The 19,110-nt window shown below is 56.5% G+C and carries 14 protein-coding genes; 2 read left to right on the top strand and 12 right to left on the bottom strand.

Going from position 1 to position 19,110, the window contains the following annotated elements; all coding sequences use genetic code 11:
• Positions 1-243: 243 nt before the first annotated feature.
• A complete protein-coding gene (locus HY011_05235) occupies positions 244-2,574 on the top strand; it encodes a hypothetical protein (protein ID MBI3422321.1) in 2,331 nt (776 codons plus the stop codon).
• Positions 2,575-2,661: 87 nt separating this feature from the next.
• On the opposite strand, the gene HY011_05230 is transcribed toward HY011_05235, so the two are convergent.
• The 9 genes from HY011_05230 to folE all read right to left on the bottom strand — a co-directional run bounded on the left by HY011_05230 (position 2,662) and on the right by folE (position 13,298).
• Complete coding sequence (locus HY011_05230; GenBank protein ID MBI3422320.1) at positions 2,662-3,741, bottom strand: tetratricopeptide repeat protein; 1,080 nt, start codon at positions 3,739-3,741, stop codon at positions 2,662-2,664.
• 215 nt (positions 3,742-3,956) lie between these two features.
• The gene (locus tag HY011_05225) at positions 3,957-4,334 is read right to left on the bottom strand and encodes an integration host factor subunit beta (protein MBI3422319.1); all 378 of its coding nucleotides are present in this window, start codon (positions 4,332-4,334) and stop codon (positions 3,957-3,959) included.
• Between the two features lie 76 nt (positions 4,335-4,410).
• On the bottom strand, positions 4,411-5,364 hold the full coding sequence (gene sppA, locus HY011_05220; protein ID MBI3422318.1) for a signal peptide peptidase SppA: 954 nt from the start codon (positions 5,362-5,364) through the stop codon (positions 4,411-4,413).
• A 106-nt stretch (positions 5,365-5,470) separates the two neighbouring features.
• Positions 5,471-7,330 (bottom strand): 30S ribosomal protein S1, encoded by a 1,860-nt coding sequence (locus HY011_05215; protein ID MBI3422317.1) that lies wholly within the window; start codon positions 7,328-7,330, stop codon positions 5,471-5,473.
• A 141-nt stretch (positions 7,331-7,471) separates the two neighbouring features.
• Positions 7,472-8,335: a 4-hydroxy-3-methylbut-2-enyl diphosphate reductase gene (ispH, locus tag HY011_05210; protein MBI3422316.1), complete on the bottom strand. Its 864-nt coding sequence runs from the start codon at positions 8,333-8,335 to the stop codon at positions 7,472-7,474.
• Positions 8,336-8,573: 238 nt separating this feature from the next.
• A complete protein-coding gene (locus HY011_05205) occupies positions 8,574-9,368 on the bottom strand; it encodes an rRNA pseudouridine synthase (protein MBI3422315.1) in 795 nt (264 codons plus the stop codon).
• Between the two features lie 136 nt (positions 9,369-9,504).
• Positions 9,505-11,034 carry an alkaline phosphatase D family protein gene (locus tag HY011_05200; GenBank protein ID MBI3422314.1) on the bottom strand — a complete coding sequence of 510 codons (1,530 nt, stop codon included), beginning with the start codon at positions 11,032-11,034 and terminating at the stop codon, positions 9,505-9,507.
• Between the two features lie 34 nt (positions 11,035-11,068).
• Positions 11,069-12,634: a tannase/feruloyl esterase family alpha/beta hydrolase gene (locus tag HY011_05195; GenBank protein MBI3422313.1), complete on the bottom strand. Its 1,566-nt coding sequence runs from the start codon at positions 12,632-12,634 to the stop codon at positions 11,069-11,071.
• A gap of 76 nt (positions 12,635-12,710) precedes the next feature.
• Complete coding sequence (folE, locus tag HY011_05190; GenBank protein MBI3422312.1) at positions 12,711-13,298, bottom strand: GTP cyclohydrolase I FolE; 588 nt, start codon at positions 13,296-13,298, stop codon at positions 12,711-12,713.
• Positions 13,299-13,455: 157 nt separating this feature from the next.
• Here folE and HY011_05185 point away from each other — a divergent pair, with 157 nt between their 5' ends.
• Positions 13,456-15,981 carry a tetratricopeptide repeat protein gene (locus HY011_05185; protein MBI3422311.1) on the top strand — a complete coding sequence of 842 codons (2,526 nt, stop codon included), beginning with the start codon at positions 13,456-13,458 and terminating at the stop codon, positions 15,979-15,981.
• Here the strand turns inward: HY011_05185 and HY011_05180 are convergent.
• The 3 genes from HY011_05180 to HY011_05170 all read right to left on the bottom strand — a co-directional run bounded on the left by HY011_05180 (position 15,978) and on the right by HY011_05170 (position 19,094).
• Positions 15,978-16,934: a hypothetical protein gene (locus tag HY011_05180; GenBank protein MBI3422310.1), complete on the bottom strand. Its 957-nt coding sequence runs from the start codon at positions 16,932-16,934 to the stop codon at positions 15,978-15,980. The genes HY011_05185 and HY011_05180 overlap by 4 nt on opposite strands.
• Positions 16,935-17,046: 112 nt before the next feature.
• On the bottom strand, positions 17,047-18,084 hold the full coding sequence (gene lpxD / locus HY011_05175; protein MBI3422309.1) for a UDP-3-O-(3-hydroxymyristoyl)glucosamine N-acyltransferase: 1,038 nt from the start codon (positions 18,082-18,084) through the stop codon (positions 17,047-17,049).
• Positions 18,085-18,251: 167 nt separating this feature from the next.
• Positions 18,252-19,094 (bottom strand): FKBP-type peptidyl-prolyl cis-trans isomerase, encoded by an 843-nt coding sequence (locus tag HY011_05170; protein ID MBI3422308.1) that lies wholly within the window; start codon positions 19,092-19,094, stop codon positions 18,252-18,254.
• Between the last annotated feature and the right edge of the window lie 16 nt (positions 19,095-19,110).

The following is a 19,110-nucleotide window of genomic DNA, read 5'->3' as shown; positions in this document are numbered from 1 at the left end:
TAGCGCACACCTCCTTTCTGACGATTGAATTTATGCGGTTTGCTTTGCCCTGCGGCGCGGCTACAATGGCGCGCGTCCCTTTGAGTGCTGTATTGATTGCCCCCGCAACCAGCAAGCCCCTGGCTGGCAGCAAGCCCCTGGCTGGTTGGAGATTTCAGCATGGGAGAGATGATGACACGGCGAAACATACGCAAGTTACCCCATTTAATACCCCTCACCTGTTGGCTTTGGCTGGGCGTGGCCATGGCGCTCGGCCAAGGGAATTCCGACTTCGACAATTTCAAGCAGACGACCTGGCGCATCACCAACGTCGCGCACATTGATCTGGCGGTTTCGCCTGCCAATGCGGTCGAACGCGCGCGCGTCTGGCAGATGACCGGCCCGTTTGGCGGCGACGTTAAGGCGTTGGCGATTGATCCGCGCAATGCCGACCGCGTGCTGCTTGGCACGAGTGACGGGCAGTTGTTCCGTTCGGTGGATGGCGGACAGATTTGGCGCCGCATGCGTCCGGGAATTAAGTCGCCGGGCTTTGCCGTCACCTTCATCCATTTTGATCAGGCACAAACGGGAACGATTTTTGTCGGCGTCAAACAGGTGGTAGACGCCAAGGACGATGCGACGGGCGGCGGGTTGTATGTCACGCGCGACCAGGGCGAAAGCTGGCATGAGATTGCCGCCTTACGCGAACATTCCGTGTTGGGGCTGGCACAAGCCGCCAAAGACCCCGACGTGCTGGTCACGGTGGCGCGCGACGGCGTGTTTCGCAGCATTGATCACGGCGCGACGTGGCGGCGCATCACGCCTGAAAACGACAAGGAGTTGACCGGCTTTCATTCCGCCGCAATTGATCCGCGCGATCCCAATACCATTTTCGTCGGCACTTGGCATTTGCCGTGGAAGACGACCGATGGCGGTCAGAACTGGAAACTGACCGGGATGAAAGAGACGGGCATGATTGACGACTCCGACATCTTTTCGATCCGCATTGACGAAGCCAATCCTGACGCCATGTGGATGTGCGCGTGCAGCGGTATCTATCGCTCGACGGACGGCAGCGCCAACTGGACAAAGGTCAAAGGCATTCCCTACTCCGCCCGGCGCACGCACACCATCTATCAACACCCGACACTGCCCGAAGTCGTTTTTGCCGGCACTATCGAAGGACTCTGGCGTTCGGTCAAAGGCGGCGCGCCCGATTCGTGGCGGCAAGTCACGGCGCGGCTGGTCATCAACGCGATTGCCGTGCATCCCGACCGGCCTGAACGCGTCTTTGCCGCAACTGACAATTACGGCATTTTGATTAGCAATGACGGCGGCGAGAATTACGAACTCAGTAATGCCGGTTTCATCAGCCGTTACGTCAACACCGTCGTCGCCGACCGCGCCGAACGCGGGCGCATTTACGCGGGGGTCTTGTATGACTCGGCCAACGGCGGCTTTTTCATCAGTGAAGACGGCGGCCTGACCTGGAAACAATCGGTCGAGGGCATGGGCGTGCGCGATGTTTATTCGATCTATCAGTCCGAAACCGAACCGGAGACGATTTACGCGGGCACCAATAGCGGGCTGTTTCGCTCCGCCGATCGTGGTCGCAGTTGGGCGCAGGTGAAACGGCAAGACCCTGCTGTGGAAGCGTTACCAGCCAAAGCACTCGACCCGGCCACGGCGGATGTGCAAGCAACCGCACTGCAAACTGCCAATCCACTGCACAAACAACCGCTGCGACGACCCATACCGGTCGTTAAGACTCGACCTGTTCCAGCCCAAGGCCGCAGCAAGAAACCAAGCACGAGCAAAAAGCCTGCCTCGCCAGCCGCACCTGACCCGCAAAACGCACTGGCCGATCTGCAAACGCAGGTCTTTCAACTGGCCCCACTCAAGCTGCGGCCAAGTGCAATCGTTCAGAACGAAGGAGCGTCAGCCCCGGTTTCTGCCTTGGTGGAAACCACGGCGCCGCCCGCCGAGCCAGCCGCCTCCGGCTTCATCGCCGTCACCTGGGATGGCTTGTTTCGCAGCACTGATGAAAAGAAAGGCTGGCAAATACTGAAACTGCCCAACCCTGATGGCGGCAACGCACGCCTGACCTTAAAAGCGCTCGCCACCAGCCCGCACGCACCGGGTTTGATTTTACTCGGCACCGATTCGGGATTGTTGATTTCGCGCGATAACGGCGACAGTTTTGAAGTGTTGCCTTTGGGTGAGCAACCTCTGCGCATACGCGCGCTCACCTTTGATCCGCGCACAGCGGAAACAATTTACGTGGGCACGACCGAAGGGTTTTTCCGCTCGTTGGATGGCGGGCGCACCTGGGAACAACGTGGCGGCGGCATGCCGATGCTGGTGGATGCCAGTGCGCTCTCGGTCAACCTACTCAACCCCGATGAGTTGTATTTGAGCGATCATCTGCGCGGTAATTTTTATCACTCGCTGGATCGCGGCAAGAACTGGGAACCGCTCGACGTCAGCGCCTTGCCCAGCGTGCTGTTTAAGAATCTGGCCGCCGACCCCTTCAATCCGAACCGGCTCTATGTGGGATCGTTTTCAGGCGGCGTCTATGTGATGAGTCGGCAGTAGCCGGTAGTCGGTTCTAAAGCAAAGCCCTGAGAGCGAGGTCTAAGAACCATCTCTCTCAGGGCTTTTTGCTTGCTCAAGTGTTTGTGACTACCGGCTACCGGCTACCTTCCGCAACGCATCGCGTTTTTGCCGGACGACTTCGGCTTCAGGGGTGTTTGGCGCGTCTTTCAGGTATTCATCCAGTTGCGTAAGCGCCTTCTGATACTCTTTGTGGCGCGTGTAAAGATTGAATAGATGAAGGTGCGCTTGCGGAATCTCCTTGCCGGCGATTTGCAGCGCGCGCTTGAATTCCTTTTCGACCCGCTCGTAATCCAACGGCTCCACCAGCATCAACGCCAATCCCAATTGCACATGGCCCATCGGGAAACTGTCATCGAGGTTGTTGCCGGTTTCGAGTTCTTTGATCGCTTCGGGCACGCGTTTGAGATTGAGCAACAATATGCCCAGGTTGATATGCGGCAAAGCAAATTTGTCATTCACGGCGAGGGCGCGTTCAAACAACGCCTGCGCTTCCGCCGGCTGTGCCAACCGCAGGTGCTGCTCGCCGAGTTTGTTAAGGGCATTCATGTAGGCCGGAAAGGCTTGCAATGCCTCTTTCAATGGGCCGACAGCCTCTTGTGGCTTGCCTTCACGGGCGAGTTTGAGACCTTTCTCGTAAAGTTTTTTGGCGCTCTTGGGCGCTTCTTGTGTATCCGCCACCGAGAGCATTTTGTCTTTTGACTGTAGGGTGTCAGCCCACTTTTCGCGCAGGTAAATTTGCACGTTGTACGTGCGCGCGAAATTGCCATACACCTCAAGTGTTTCCTGCGTCGTCTCAAACAAGCGCTGATCCGTGTAAATGGTCACGCGGTAATTATTGTTGGCGACGGAGCGGAAATCGAAATTCCCGACGGAGTCAGTGAAGGTTTCCGCCGCAATCCCGCCAGTGCTGATTTCCAAAACCACGCGCAACCGTTGCTCGGGCGTCAGGCCGGAAGGCAGAAATACTTTTCCGCGAATACTATTCGTCCCCGTGTTGGTACGGCTGCCGCTGGAACCAGCGGCGCCACCGGAACCTTGCGCCACGGCAGTCACATTTCCGACGAGCACCCATAAGCAAAGGGCCACCCAGGTGCAGCCGGATTGGCATAAGGGATGGTTGGAGCGCCAGGATTGCAGCGGTTGCATAAACACCTCATTTGCAAATGCCTAAAGGCGGTCACGCGCTCACGGCTGACAAAACGAAGTCTGCCGGAAAGCGTTTAGCAAAAAAGCGGGTTAAAAGAGTATGCAAAGCTAGCTTGGTGCGCCGTGCAGAGTTACGCAGAGGGAGCGGCGGCGACGCGTAGCTGAGGAATCGTCAATTTCAAGGCGAAGTCAATCTGAACGCGCGCGACAGCGGCTTACACAGCCGTCGTCGTCCCACTCGCTTCCGCGGCCCCAGCAGCCAAATCAGCGGCATCATCCAGATCATCCGAATCATCAGCATCTGCCGCACCCGGCGCCCCATCGTTGATGAGTTCCTTCAATTCCTTGCCAGGTTTGAAATACGGCACACTTTTGGCTGGGATGTCTACCGGCTCGCCGGTTTTCGGGTTGCGTCCGCGCCGGGCGTCACGCTGGCGCACGCGAAACGAACCAAACCCGCGCAACTCGATTTTCTCGCCGCGATTGAGCGCCTGAATAATGTTTTTGAAGACCTCGTCCACAATCACTTCCGAGTCTTTTTTGGTCAACTCGGCCGCACGGGCGACTTCTTCAACCAACTCTGCTTTGGTCATTGCTCCTCCGTAGTTCTTTGCATGGGTGAATCAATCACTGGCTGCATAGCGCACTTACTACTTGGTGACGGCAGCGCTACCGCATTTGATACCGGAACCGCACCGAAGTATCCAGATCACTCAACTGCCTCGGTAATTCAGCCGGTAAAATCGCTTTGAGTTTCGTGGTGCCCAACAACAAATCCAACAGCGAAAACCCATCGCGCTCTTTGGGTGGGCTGACGAGCGACGGCTCGCCTTTCATTCCGATCAGCTTGGCCGTGTACTTCACGGCATCTTCAAAATTGCCCAACTCGTCAACCAAACCATTCACTTTGGCCGTTTCGCCCGTGAAGACGCGGCCATCCGCCAACTGTTTGACCTTTTCGACATCGGTCAATTGCCGGCCTTCCCCGCCCCGGCCCTTGCGCCCTTCGGCAACCGCGCCCACGAATTGCCCGAACATCTCATTGATCAGGCTCTGAAAATACTGGCGTTCGTGGTCAGAGATTTCACGCGTGGCCGAACCGGTGTCTTTGAATTCTCCGGTTTTGAAAACCACCGGTTTAACCTTAGCCCAATCGGCCAGCTCTTTGTAATTCAACCATTCGGCGATCACGCCAATGCTGCCTGTGATCGTGCCTGGATTGGCAAAAATGCGATCCGCCGGGCAGGCTACGTAATAGCCGCCCGAAGCCGCCACGCTGCCCATCGAAACGATCACCTTTTTCTTCTTCTCTTCTTTGACGCGTTTGACTTCGCGATAGATCTCCTGCGAATCAGAAACGCCGCCACCGGGACTGTCAATGCGTAAGATGATCGCTTTGATGCGCTCGTCTTCGCCGTACTGCTTTAAGTACCGATTGACGGTTTTTGCCATACCGCCGCCAATCACCCCTTCAACCGGAATGACCGCGATGCGGTCACCGCTGCCAAAACCACTGCCACCGCCGGTGGACAGGCCGGACATTAACGCGAAAATCGTCAGGCCGAACATGCCGAGCAGGACAACACCGATGATCGTGATCCAAATCAGATTGCTACGTTTCATGGCTTTGCGCCGGTCATGGTTGCGTAATTTGCGGCGCTAACGAAACACCGGGAACACGAGCCTGACTCGTGTTCCCGTTTGTCTCTAGCGTAAATGCGCTTCCCGGTTAGTTGTCGTTTGAACGATTCAACCCGGCGATCTCACCCAGGCTCGCCATGCCGGAACCGCCTGAACTAAAGTTCCCCGAATCGTAAATCGGTTCGTCCTTGCCGACCGCGCGCGCCGACAGACCGATCTTCTTCGCTTCGCGATCCATCTTCAGAATCTTGAATTGAAGTTTCTGGCCTTGTTTGACGGCATCTTCGGGACGCTCCACGTGTTGTTCCGCCAGTTCGGAAACGTGGCAGAGACCTTCGATACCATCATCCAACTCGACAAAGGCGCCGAAGTTGGCAAAGCGCGTGACCTTGCCCGACACGACATCACCCGGCTTGTGTTCGTTGAAGAAGCGTTCCCAGGCGTTCGGTTCGAGGTCTTTGATCGAAAGCGACAAGCGGCGGTTCTCGACATCAATCGCTGTGATAATCGCTTCGACTTCCTGGTTCTTTTTCAGGGCCTCGTTCGGATGCTTGATGCGCTTCGTCCACGAGATGTCAGAGACGTGCACGAGGCCGTCAATGCCGTCCTCGACTTCGACAAACGCGCCGAAATCGGTCAGGTTGCGCACGCGGCCTTTGACCCGCGTGCCGACCGCGTAACGCGCCATGATCGTGTCCCAGGGATTGGTTTCGATCTGCTTCATGCCGAGGCTGATGCGGCGATTGTTTTGATCCACCGCCAACACCTGCGCCTCGACTTCGTTGCCGACATTGACCAGCTTGGACGGATGCTTGACGCGCTTCGACCAACTCATTTCCGAAACGTGGATCAGGCCTTCGATGCCGTCTTCCAATTCGACAAAGGCGCCGTAATCGGTGACGGAAACGACTTTGCCTTTGACGCGCGAACCGGACGGAAAACGTTCAAACGTCGTCGCCCAGGGATCGGGAATCAGTTGCTTGTAACCCAAACTGACGCGCTCTTTGTCGCGGTCGAACTTGAGCACCTTGACCTGCACGTTCTCGCCCACCTTGAGGACTTCGGTCGGATTTTGAATGCGGCCCCACGACATATCAGTGATGTGCAGCAGGCCGTCAATGCCGCCGAGATCAATGAAGGCGCCGTATTCGGTGATGTTCTTGACCTGGCCCTCGACGATGATGCCTTCTTCGAGGAATTTGAGCGTTTCGCCCTTCTTGTTGTTGATCTCCTCTTCGAGCAGCACCTTGCGCGAAAGCACGATGTTGCCGCGCTTCTTGTTGACCTTCAACACACGGACATCAATGTCTTTGTTGCGGAACGAATCGAGGTTGCGCACGGGCCGGACGTCCACCTGGCTGCCGGGCAGGAAGGCCTGGACGCCGCCGATGTCCACGCGCAAGCCGCCTTTGATGCGGTCGAGCACGCGGGCCTTGATGATCTCGCCGGTCTTATAGGCGTTCTCAATCAAATCCCACGTCTGCATGCGGACAGCATCGGCGCGCGACAACTCGACATAGCCTTCGGAGTTTTCGAGTTGTTTGACGTAGACATCAACTTGATCGCCCGGTTTGACCGTAACGGTGTCGCCCTCTTTGAACTCGGCGACATTGACGATGCCTTCGGATTTGAAGCCGACGTCAATGATGACAGCCTGATCCGTGATCTTGATGACCGTGCCTTTGACGACTTCGTTTTCGCTGATCTCAGTGCTGTGCTCTTTCTCGTAACCAGCCAGGATCGCGGCGAAATCTTCCAGATCACTATCTGGAAGATCACCGTCTGGCAGATCACCAGCGGCCTCATGTTTAGAGCCGTTATTTCCTGCCGCAAGGTGGGCAGAAGCTTCAGCCGGCACGCTCGCGGCGGCTGGTTGGGCGCTTTCGGCTACGGCCGTCGCGGCGGCCTCCGTAGCGTCAGCGGTTTGGTTAATGGTTTCAGTTGACATGTTGAGCTGAACTTCCTCCTGGGAGAACTTCGAGAGTGACGCTTGCCACTCCAGGATCGTTTTGCTGATCGGGCATGGAATTTGAACTTAAAGAATCGGGATCATAAACCGTCAAGCCATTATTTGCCAACGCTGCGGGCACTACGCCGCCAGCGCATTGATTTGACGGTCTAGTTCGCGCAGCCGTTCCACGACGCGCTGAATCATCCAATCGGGTGTGGACGCGCCGGCACTCACACCCACCGTGCGCACGCCACGCAAATCCGCCGGGTCAATCTCATCCGCTGTTTCGATGAGCGTCGCGCGCGGGCATTGTTCGCGCGCGGTTTCAACCAGTTTGACGCTGTTGGCGCTGTGACGCCCGCCGATGACATAAAGCAATTCGACCTCACCGGCCAGCGCGCGAATCGCACCTTGATTCTCGGTGGTGGCGTCGCAAATCGTTTCGCAGACCCTCACCTCTGGCGCCTTGGTCTTTAACACTTCAATGATCGCGTTGTACTTCTGCGGACTGATCGTCGTTTGCGCAATCGTGCCGATGCGTGCCAACCGCGGCAACGCCTCGGCCTCTTCGACCGTTTTGACGGCGTAAGCATCGTTGTTGATGTAGCCCAGGATGCCGACGATTTCCGGGTGCTTGGCGTCACCGACAATGACGACCGTATACCCTTCGCGATAAAGCTCTGAAGCGCGCCGCTGCGAGTAATGCACGTAAGGGCACGTGCCATCCATAATGCGCAGGCCGCGTGATTTAAGCTGGTCAAACGCTTGCGGCGTGACGCCATGCGCACGAATCACCACCGTGCCACTGGCCGGAATCGCTTCCACCTCGGTCACGCCGATGCCGTCGCGCTGCAACCGGTCAATCTCTTGCGCGTTGTGAATCAACGGCCCCAACGTCACCACTGGCTGTCCAGCGGCTTTGTCGAGCGCGCGATACGCCAGATCAACGGCGCGCTTGACGCCCATGCAAAACCCCAGACTTTCCGCCAATACGATTTCCATATTTCATTGTTGCTTCAATTCAACTGCAACCTGGTCAACTGCAACCTGGCAATGCCCCCGCAAACTGCCGCCTTCACGCCTCACAGTGGGCCGCACAAACCAAACTGTTTCAGAGGGTCAAGGGCGAGTACGGAAGCTGATGGAATTGAGCATCGAGACAACATCCTAAGCTTTGAAATTCAAGACGTTGAGACTCTAAAGGCTGGCTCTGAACCTTGTCAAGCTGCGGCTTCCGCCCCTACGCACGGGTTGCCTTTGGCGCTGGCGTTTTCTTCCGCGCCTTTTTCACAGCGGCCTTGGCTGGCGCGGCTGGTAATGTCGAGAAGCGTTTGACCTCGGCTCCGCTCAACAGCCGAAACTCGCCGGGCCGCAACTTCTCATTGCGCAAAAAGCCAATCGCCACGCGCCGCAACTTGAGTACCGAATGCCCAATCGAATCGAACATTTTGCGAATCTGCTGATTCCTTCCTTCAAACAGCGTCACTTCATACCAGGCATTGGTATCACTCAACTCCATCTGTTTGATCTGCGCGGGCGCGGTCTTTACTTTGTCCAACACGATCCCGCGTTCGAGCTTACGAATCTGGACTTCGCTGGGTTGGCCCTTCACCTTGACTTCGTACACCTTCGGCACTTTGTGTTTGGCGTGCGCGATCAACTGGGTGAACTGGCCGTCGTTGGTCAATAGAATCAACCCCTCGGTATTCACATCCAACCGCCCGACCGGATTCACCTTGTCACGGTATTTCCCCAACAAATCAATCACCAACTGGCGGCCCTGCGGGTCGGACTTGCTGGTCAAATAGCCCATCGGTTTATAGAGCAACAGATAAATCTTCTCTTGCTGTGACAGTTTCAAGTTAATCAGCTTGCCGTTGACTTTGATGTGGTCTTCCGCCGGATCGGCCTTGGTGCCGAGTTCTTTCACGACCTGCCCGTTGATCGTGACGCGTCCCTCTAAGATCAACTCTTCCGCCTTGCGCCGCGAAGCCACGCCCGCCGCCGCAATCAATTTCTGCAATCGTTCCTGCATTAAGTCTGCTTTCTTTGGTGGCTAAATACACCGGCAACTAAGCTCCTTGGCAGTTTGAGCCTCACCTCGTAGTAACGAATTGATTCGTTACTACGAGGTGAGGCCGCAACGATTAAAGCGCTTCGTTGCCGGTGTACTAAACCTGTTTCGCACCCGGTCGCCCGTTTTCGACCACAAACGAAGCCCGCGTGCTGACCGGCGCATCCGGCTTCGTCACGAACGGCACGACGCGGAAATCGGTTTGCCATTTTTCCGGCGTCACCGCACAGCACACGTAGCCGCGCTGCCCGTTGTAAAATTTCAAATGCGGATTTTCGGCAATCAGCCTTTCCGTGGTGGGCCGCGTATCCATGCCGTCGCCCGCCGAAGAGATCGAAGTGCCGGTGAATTCCGCGCCCAACACGGCGGATTCAGGCCTATCGTAATCCGCCTTCAATGCGGTCACCCAGTTCGAGTGAATGTCGCCTGACAACACGACCACATTGCTCGGTTTGCGCGTCGCCAGAAATTGCATCAACTGCTTGGTCTCGACGTTGTAGCCCGCCCATTTGTCCATACTGAATTTGCGCCCCGGCCCCGGCTCCAGATCGAGCGGCGTCAGCATGACCTGTTGCGCCAGCACATTCCAGCGCGCGGGCGAACGATCGAGGTTGCGCATCAACCAACGCTTTTGCGCGCGCCCCAAAATCGTCGCCTGCGGATCGAAAACTTCCGCGCAGGCTTCTTTCGTCCCGTCGCCACACGGTTGCGGCGTGCGGTATTGCCGCGTGTCCAGCACCTGCATTTCGAGCAAGCGGCCAAAACTCAAATCGCGATACAACTCCATATACGGCCCTTGCCGCAACAACGAAGGCCGCAACGGCATGTGTTCAAAAAACGCCTGATAGGCCGCCGCGCGCCGCGCCTCAACGCCTGTTTTCTGCGTGGGCACGTACAACCCCGCGTAGTTGTTCGCTACCTCATGATCGTCCCAGGTCACGACCCACGGGAATTGCGCGTGCGCCCGTTGCAACAGCGCATCGCTTTTATAAAGCGCGTAACGATTGCGGTAATCATTCAAGTTCATGATTTCCGGGCCATTGTGCTTGCGCACGCGGTCTTCAATCGCGCCGTACTCATAAATGTAATCGCCCAGGAAGACGACCAAGTCGAGATTCTCTTCGCACATGTGCTTGTAAGCCGTGTACCAGCCTGTTTCGTAATGCTGGCAAGATGCAAAGGCAAAGTTGAAGCGCTCCGTCAGCATGCCCGGCGCAGGTGCAGTGCGCGTGCGCCCTACCGGACTGACTTCGTTGCCCACCATAAAGCGATACCAATACCAACGCGCCGGTTGCAGCCCGAATACCTCGACGTGCACCGCGTGGCCTAAATCTGCCGCCGCTATCGCCGTGCCGCTCGCCACGATGTTTTTCATTTGCTCATCGCTGGCAAGTTCCCATTTCACCTCGACGCTGGCTGGCGACATGCCGCCGCCATTGAGCGCATCCGGCGCCAGGCGCGTCCACAACACTACACTGTCTTCCCAGGGCTCGCCTGACGCGACACCGAGCGCGAACGGATTGGCCGCGAATTTCGGCGCATTGCCACTGGCCTTGAGTACCGCAGGCGCAAGCCAGTTCATGCCCACCCAGGCGGCGGTGCCAGTCAGAAATGTGCGTCTTTGCATCTTTTTCTCCGTTGTTTCCAGATTCAAACCAACGTTACTTTTTCTGATTGCCAGCCTTTGGCGTCACGCAAACGAAATTCGCGGCGTCATCCGTGCTGCCGCTGCCTTTGTACTGCGCCACCTGTGGATAAGCGCAAAGCGGTCGTGTGCGCGTCACTTGTCCGCCTTGCCGTTTCGTCGCGATCACTTGCTCCGGCGCGACGCCCTGTTCTACCCAACGTTCCAAGGCCAGCGTCAGATCGTGCTGCGGGTCAGATTGCGTGCTCGTCACCATCTGCCCGAACGCATCGGGGCCGGGGCCATTGTTGCAATGCTGCACGCCGGGCGCCATAAACAAACGCACAAAACCATTCGCCTGCCGCTGGCCCAGCTTCGCCGCCACGCTCTGAAAATAGTTGATCGTATTCACCGGCGGCAGCGCCGCATCGTTCCAGCCGTGATAAAGAATCAGCTTGCCGCCGTGCGCATTGAAGGCTTTCAAATCTGGATCGGTCGCATTCAAGATCGGCGCGAGCTTCTCATTCGCCACCTTACCGTCGCGTTCCAGCTCAAAGGTTTTGAAATCCCAATTTGGATCGTTGTAAACCATGTTCTTGAACGCCTGCGTCGAGAAAAAGAATTGCGCAGCCGTGGTCGGCGTTCCGCCCGTAATCCAGGCCGTCCAACCGCCCGGCCCTGTCTCACCGCCGGGCGTGAAGCCAGGAATAATAAGTTGGCCTTTGGCATTACGCGGCCCGGCGTAAATTTTCTTCAATGCGGCGACCTGCTTTTCGGTCAGGCATTCATCCGTTTCTTCGCCTTTGCAGAGCAAAACCGCCGGATCGAAATTGCATTTCACCGGCTCAGCGAGCACGCCGTCTTTCACGCCATCGCGCGTGTCACATGCGGCGAGCGCGGCGGCTTCGATGGCTTTCAGTTTTCTTGCTGGAATGTAGTTGGCCGGATCAGCCAACGTATTTTTCATATTCCAGGCAAAGCCCGTCAGGATGTAAGTGAACGCATTCGCCGGCGCGCCCGCGATGATGCCGTCGTAATCATTGGGATAACGCTGTGCCTCCATCAACGCCTGCCGCCCACCGTTCGAGCAACTAGCGAAATACGAACGCTGCGGGCCATCGCCATAAAACGCCTTGACGATCTGTTTGGCCTTGTCGGTCATCTCGTGAATCGCGCGGTAGCCGTAATCCACAATCTTTTCGGGATGGCCCAGTGCCCAAGCTGCGTCTGATGTGGCATGTCCCGTATCCGTCGAAGCCGAGGCGTAACCACGCGCCAACGCGCCCGCCAGTCCTGCATACGAGATCGAACCGGCGAACCCGCCATTGCCGATGCCATGAAATTTGCCGTTCCAATTCGCGCTCGGCAACCAGACTTCAAACCTAATGTCCGAATCACTGGACGGTTTGATCACCCCGGCTACGCGGCAAAAGGCGGGCAGGTCTTTGTATGGCGCGGCCGAACCGCTGGCCGGCGTGAAGGCTCCGGCGGCAATGGATTGCGCTGTTGTGATCGTGGTGTTGGACAACCTCAATTCCGCCAAGCTTTCGCACGTGGCGGCAGCCGCAGGCCAAGCCAGTACGGCAAGCAGAAAAATGGCCATGCCTTGCCAGCTTAGTTTTCGTCGCAATGTTTCGTTGGTGTTCATTTGGTCTCCGAAAATCCTGGCGGTCTCGCCATTAACTACGCCGCAATAAAGCCAGCGCTTCATTCCGCGCACGCTCGTCTTCTTTGAATACGCCGCGCAACGCTGAGGTCACGGTCGTTGCGCCGTGTTTTTTGATGCCGCGCATCACCATGCATAGATGCTCGGCTTCCATTACTACGAACACGCCTTTGGGTTGCAGCGGGCCGCGATAAAGCAATTCGGCAATTTGTGTCGTCAAGCGTTCCTGCACTTGCGGACGCCGCGCGAAAATCTCGGCGATGCGCGCCAGTTTCGACAAACCCACGATGCGTCCGTTTTGCGGGATGTAAGCGATGTGCACCTTGCCGGTGAACGGCACCAGATGATGTTCGCACAGCGAAGCGATGGCGATGTCTTTGACCATCACCAAGTCTTCGCCATCGGGCGCGCCGGACGGGATGACTTTCAATTCAGCTTCGGCCTGTTCGTGCAAGCCACCGCAGATTTCAGCGTACATTTCGGCCACGCGCTGCGGCGTTTCGCGCAAGCCGTCACGTTCCACATCTTCGCCGATGCCTTCGAGGATCAAACGCACCCCGGCGGCAATCTTTTCCAAATCCATGTTCTGCTCGCTGTTCATATTGTTTTCAGAAGGCGGGCATTATCGTTGGCGCGTTGTGCTGCCGCAAGCCATCGTAGGTTTGGTTCAGCTTGCCCGTGCGAGAAAGCATCCGCTACACTCGCACCGGCAATCAACAACATCACCCCGCTACCTCCTAACGCATCATTAAATCCGAATGAAGGCAATTCAGATATTTCAATCTCCGGCGCGCGCGTATCGCGCGCCAATACAGTACGGGGAGCGTGAGCGACCTGAGCCACGATATAAAGTACATTCGGGAAGCTCAGGTCGCTCACGCTCCCCGTACTGCATCGTTATCCTGCTCGCGCTGTTACTTTCCGCCTGCCAAAATCCAGAACAAGAAAAAGCCGCCCATCTCGCGCGCGGCCAGCAATACCTGAAAGATCAGCAATACGCCGAGGCCCGCCTTGAATTTCGCAACGCCTTGCAACGCGACCGCAATCTGGCCGCCGCGCATCACGGTTTGGGCGATGCCAGCCTCGCGCTCGGCAACCTGCAAGAGGCCGCCGAACAGTTCCAACTCGCGGCCAAACTCGACGCCAACAACCTGGACGCGCGTTTGCGGCTAGGCCAGATGTTTTTGCAATACACGCGGCTGGGCCGTCAGCAGGAGGAAGCCGTCAAAGAGGCCGAACGCCTCGTCAACGAAATCCTCGCCAAAGACGCCAACAACGCCGAAGCCTTCATCCTGCTCGCCCAAGTGCGCACCATGCAGAAACGCTACGACGACGCCAAGGCCGAACTCGACCGCGCCATCAAGCTCAATCCCAATCGCGTCGAACCTTATCTGGCGCTCGCCCGCTACTACGATCAACGCGCCAGCGAGGCGGGCACCGCCGCCACGTTCAGAGCACAAGCCGATGCCGCGTTCAAAGAAGCCATCGCCAAAAATCCGCAATCCGCCCCGGCCCGGCTGGCGTATGGCGATTTCCTCTTTGCCAACCGCCGCAGTGCCGAAGCCGAGCAGCAACTGCTCGCGGCCTTCCAGCACGACGCCAAAGATCGGCTGGTGCTGATCGCCTTGCGCCGCTTTTATGAAAATCAGGAGCGTTACGACGAAGCCGAAAAATACCTCGCGCGACAAATCGAATTCGAGCCTGACAAGACTGGCGGACGCGCCCAGGTCATTGATTTGCACGCGCGCGCAGGTCGCACCGAACAGGCCATCGGCGAATATCAGCAACTGCTCAAAGACCATCCCGATTTTCAGCGCGGCTATGCACGCCTAGCCGAAATGTTGCTCGCGCAGGGTCGTGCGAACGAAGCCAAGCAACAACTCGAGGCCGCTTTTCAACGCAACAAACAGGACACCGACGCGTTGCTCGTGCGTGGCCGCATACGCACGCTCGAAGGCGATTACCGCGAAGCCATCCTTGATCTGGAACAGGCGCTGCGACTGGAACCGGCGTTACCTGCCGCGCTGTACTACACATCGGATGCGTACCTGCAAAACAACGATCCGGTGCGCGCGCGTTCGCTGGTCAACAGTTTGCTCGGTTATTACCCGCGCCATCCGATGGGCCTGTTGATGCTCATCCGCATTCACTTGCACCAGAACAAGGCTGGTGATGCGCTCGACACGGCGAATCAATTGCTCAACGTGCTGGCCGCGCTCAAAACCAGCGACACCGATTTTCAGGCCACGCGCCTGCCCGCCGAGGCGTTGAAGGATTTGGAGAGCAAGGCCTACACCTCGCGCGCCGTCGCCCGTTTGCAACTTGGCGATTACACCAACGCGGCCAATGACCTGAACCGTGCCGCCGACATTGACCCGCACGCCGCCGAACCGCACATCAATCTGGCGACCATTCACCTGCTCAAACGCGATCTGACTAGAGCTTTGGCAGCCGCCGACAAAGCCGTCGAACTCGCGCCTAGTAGCCCTGCCGCCATCGCCATGCTGGTGGATGTGACGCTCGCGCAAAAGAACTACCAACCGGCGCTCGCCAAACTTGATTCGCTGCTCGCCGCGCAATCCGCCCAAACGGCACGCGCCCAATTGCTCTTTCAAAAATCGCGGCTCTACGATGCGACAGGCGATACAGCGAATACGGAAACCGCCTTGCGCCAAGCGCTCGCGGCTGATCCTGATTTCATGACGGCCTATTTCGCGCTCAGCGATTTTTACAAACGCAAGAACCTCTTTGAGCGCGCCATCACTGAACTCGACGCCGTCACCAAAAACAATCGCCAATCCCAACAGACCGCCCAGGCGCACCTGCTGATCGGCTTGCTCGAAGAAGAGCGCGGGCGCTATTCCGAAGCGCTCAACCATTACGAACACGCGCTCAGCTTCGACAGCCGTTCACTGGGCGCGGCCATTGCCTACAACAATCTCGCCTGGCTCTACGCCGACAAAAACATGGGCAATCTCGACAAAGCCACCGACAACGCCCAACACGCCATCAGCATCGCGCCCGAAGCCAGCTTCTTCGACACGCTCGGTTACGCCTATTACAAAAAAGGCCAGCACAGCATCGCCATCGAACAATTCAACAAAGCCCTCGAACGGCGGCCCGCCAACGCGGGCTATTACCTGCATCTGGCGCGAGCCTTGCGCGAAAACAACGAAGCGGCGCGGGCGCGGCAGGCGTATGAAAAGGCGTTGCAGATTGGCGGCGGGAATTTTGCGGAAGCGAATCAGGCGCGGCAGGAGATGGCGGCGTTGCCTAGGGACTAAGGCAAAGGGCCTATCTCTGATGATAAGTTACCGCTATTTTGAAGTATTTTGTCGTTAGTCTGTATGATCATTATTCTTTCTGGGTAACATCCTTCGTATAATTCGGGCGGCAGTGAGACCGGTCTGTCAGAACCAGCTTCTTGAAGAAACTTCGGTAATTCATCATACTTTCTGTCCCAGTAGTTCCGCGCATATGGTGGAACAATCTCTCCTTCAGGTGGCCCAGTTTCATCCAAATGTGCATGAAACAAACAACGCCAAGGCAATGCCTGAGGGCTTTCATGCAAGTAAATAAAACGCTTTGCAATTCTCTTATCGTGAATAGGTTTGACAATTTCTAGCGGAACGAGAGTACAGCCAAGTTGTGAGATGTCTTTTTGGTATTCAGGCGGGCAATGCCAATAACTTTCAGCTATGTCATTTGGCAAGTAATTATAAAAACAATAAAGCGGAATAGCCTTTTTTCTATCTGCAAAATCTTTAAGTACATCTATCTGGAGCTTTTTGCTGCTTTTTACCCGATGGCACAACGCTTCATATTTTAATGATTCACGACTTAATATCTTAGCTTGTACAACATATCGAAACCATCTATTACCAGAACCAACCCACCATTCCCAATCAAAACCCATGACAGCTTCTTCACTTGACTTTGGTATCACCTGTCGTATGTCCCGTAAATTTTCATATTTTATTCTTTCTTGTATTTTCGCCATGAGAATATTTGTTATGGTTGTCTCAAGAAGTGGCGTTTTTACAAGATTGCGCCTCCTCAAATCGTTCCAAGTTTCAGCAGCAAGTTTTTCAAAAAAACCGACAGCCTCGTCACTGATAAATGAGGCTTGCAATCGCCTTTTCCCTGGCCCATTCTCCTCACCCCATATGAGACTTGGATCAATTACGGGTTCTGGATCAATTACGTCTTCTAGATCATCTATAAACTTATCTTTCATAACTTATCCCCGAGAGTTCAGTACAAATCAAAATCTTGTTAGTGCAATGGTATGCTAGGTTTCTTAGATGCCCCGATCTATCGCTCACCCAAATATGCGTCCGTTCAACAATCTAATTCTCAGGCTCTTTCTCCAACTGCGCCAATCGCTTTTCTAACTCCCGCACCGTCCGCGCCATCTCGCCCAAGCGCCGATACGCCGCCGTCGCGCGCAACCAATCCTTGTTATCAAAGCCCGGAATGCCCGAAATGACTTTGCCCGGCGGGATGTCGTGGCTGGTGGCGCTTTTGGCCGTGATGACCGCATCGTCGCCCACGTGCAAGTGTCCGGCGATGCCGACCTGCCCGGCCAAAATCACGCGGCGGCCAATGTGCGAACTGCCCGCGAGGCCGGTTTGCGAACAGATCAGCGCGTCTTCGTCAATCGTGCAGGAGTGGCCGATCTGTACCAGGTTATCAATCTTGACGCCGCGTTTGAGGCGCGTCTCGCCGACCGAAGCCGAGTCAATCGTCGTGCCCGCGCCGATTTCGACATCGTCTTCGATCACGACGCGACCCGTTTGCGGAATCTTCAGCCAGCTTTTGTCTTCGTTCTTGGCAAAGCCGAAGCCGTCTGAACCCACGACGACATTGTTATGAATGATCACGCGCGCGCCGATCTGCGTGTTGGCGCGCAAGGCGACGCCGGAATGAATCACTGAATCCGCACCGATGTGGACGCCTTCGTAAAGCGTGACGTTCGGATGCAGCAAAACCTTGCTGCCCACGACGCAATGCAGTCCGATGACAGTGCAGGCCCCGATATGCGCATCCGCCGCCACTTGCGCCGTCGGATCAATCACGGCAGATGGATGCACGAAGGGTGTGACTTCAACGTCGGGATGAAAGAGGCGCAGCGCTTTGGTGTAAGCCAGGTATGGGTCTTTGGCCCGCAAGACGGCGATGTCAGTGCGTGTAATCGGCGTGTTGGCGGCGAGGAAGATGGCTGCCGCCTGCGTCTCGTTGACTTGTCCGGTGTAGCGCGGATTCGAGAGAAAGGCCACCTGCCCCGCGCGGGCTTCGGCCAGGCCCGCCGCGCCAGTGATCTCTAAATCGGGCGCGCCGGTTTCGATGGTGGCGTTGGTGAGTTGAGCGAGTTCGGAAAGTTTCATGGCAACGATTGCGAGAACAGTTTGCGGGATTTGAAGGATGAGAGGCTAAGCGGAAGAGAGATTACGGAACAGACGGAAATAACGGAACAGACAGAATAGCCCAACCCGGTTTCATTTCCGTTTCTTCCGTTATTTCCGTCTGTTCCGTAATCTCGTTTTTTGTTTGTTTACTGCACACCCAGCAATTCCACTTCAAACACCAGCGTGGCATTTGGCGGAATCACGCCGCCTGCGCCGCGCGCGCCGTAACCGAGTTGCGGCGGGATGATCAGCTTGCGTTTGCCGCCGATTTTCATGGTCAGCACGCCTTCGTCCCAGCCTCTGATGACGCGACCCATGCCAACCTCGAATTCAAATGGTTGTCCACGATCCACCGAGCTATCGAATTTGGTTCCATCCGTCAGCCAGCCGGTGTAATGCACTTTGGTCATTTGGCCGGATTTGGGACTTTCGCCCGTGCCGACAACAATGTCTTCGTATTGCAAACCTGAAGCAGTCGTCATTGTTTTCTCCGTAGTTTTTGCCAAGTTGATTTTGATCGGCGTGGATTGCCACGCCACGACTTGCCATTTGCCTGCGCGTTTGACCCACACGGCGGTGTGATGATTTTGGCCCAGCTTTTTGCCATCGGCATAAAAGCTGGATTTGCCATTCACGATGGCCGTCGTGCCATACAGCCGCAGCTTGAATTCGTCGCTCGTGACTTTATCAATGGGCAAGCCAGCCTTGACGTATTTCAGCATGTCGGCTTTTTTCAGCCAGGTGCCGTCGTCATCGCCCGTCAGCATGTCATCGGCGAAGATGCGGCTGATCGTTGCAGTGTCTTTGCTGGTCACCGCGGCGAACCATTCGGCTTCGAGCTTTTTGATCGTCGCTTCGACCGAACCGGCTGCGCCTGTGCCCGCCGCTTTGCCTGTGCTGGTACGCATTGGACGCTTTGTTTGCGCGGACACATCCAACGCCGTGAACAAGGTCAGGGTCAGGATGGCCGCAATGCGGATTCGCTTCATCTATCTTTAACCTCCG

The sequence above is a fragment of the Acidobacteriota bacterium genome (genome assembly GCA_016196035.1).
In the GTDB taxonomy this organism is placed as follows: Bacteria; Acidobacteriota; Blastocatellia; order RBC074; family RBC074; genus JACPYM01.
This window is presented reverse-complemented; position numbering and strand designations above follow the sequence as displayed.

Excerpts from the sequence above, each read along its gene's own strand:
- folE (MBI3422312.1), bottom strand. The coding sequence starts at position 13,298 with ATGAACAGCGAGCAGAACATGGATTTGGAAAAGATTGCCGCCGGGGTG.
- HY011_05170 (MBI3422308.1), bottom strand. The coding sequence starts at position 19,094 with ATGAAGCGAATCCGCATTGCGGCCATCCTGACCCTGACCTTGTTCACG.
- HY011_05180 (MBI3422310.1), bottom strand. The coding sequence starts at position 16,934 with ATGAAAGATAAGTTTATAGATGATCTAGAAGACGTAATTGATCCAGAA.
- ispH (MBI3422316.1), bottom strand. The coding sequence starts at position 8,335 with ATGGAAATCGTATTGGCGGAAAGTCTGGGGTTTTGCATGGGCGTCAAG.
- HY011_05200 (MBI3422314.1), bottom strand. The coding sequence starts at position 11,034 with ATGCAAAGACGCACATTTCTGACTGGCACCGCCGCCTGGGTGGGCATG.
- HY011_05235 (MBI3422321.1), top strand. The coding sequence starts at position 244 with ATGGCGCTCGGCCAAGGGAATTCCGACTTCGACAATTTCAAGCAGACG.
- HY011_05185 (MBI3422311.1), top strand. The coding sequence starts at position 13,456 with ATGAAGGCAATTCAGATATTTCAATCTCCGGCGCGCGCGTATCGCGCG.
- HY011_05205 (MBI3422315.1), bottom strand. The coding sequence starts at position 9,368 with ATGCAGGAACGATTGCAGAAATTGATTGCGGCGGCGGGCGTGGCTTCG.
- lpxD (MBI3422309.1), bottom strand. The coding sequence starts at position 18,084 with ATGAAACTTTCCGAACTCGCTCAACTCACCAACGCCACCATCGAAACC.
- sppA (MBI3422318.1), bottom strand. The coding sequence starts at position 5,364 with ATGAAACGTAGCAATCTGATTTGGATCACGATCATCGGTGTTGTCCTG.
- HY011_05230 (MBI3422320.1), bottom strand. The coding sequence starts at position 3,741 with ATGCAACCGCTGCAATCCTGGCGCTCCAACCATCCCTTATGCCAATCC.
- HY011_05225 (MBI3422319.1), bottom strand. The coding sequence starts at position 4,334 with ATGACCAAAGCAGAGTTGGTTGAAGAAGTCGCCCGTGCGGCCGAGTTG.
- HY011_05195 (MBI3422313.1), bottom strand. The coding sequence starts at position 12,634 with ATGGCCATTTTTCTGCTTGCCGTACTGGCTTGGCCTGCGGCTGCCGCC.
- HY011_05215 (MBI3422317.1), bottom strand. The coding sequence starts at position 7,330 with ATGTCAACTGAAACCATTAACCAAACCGCTGACGCTACGGAGGCCGCC.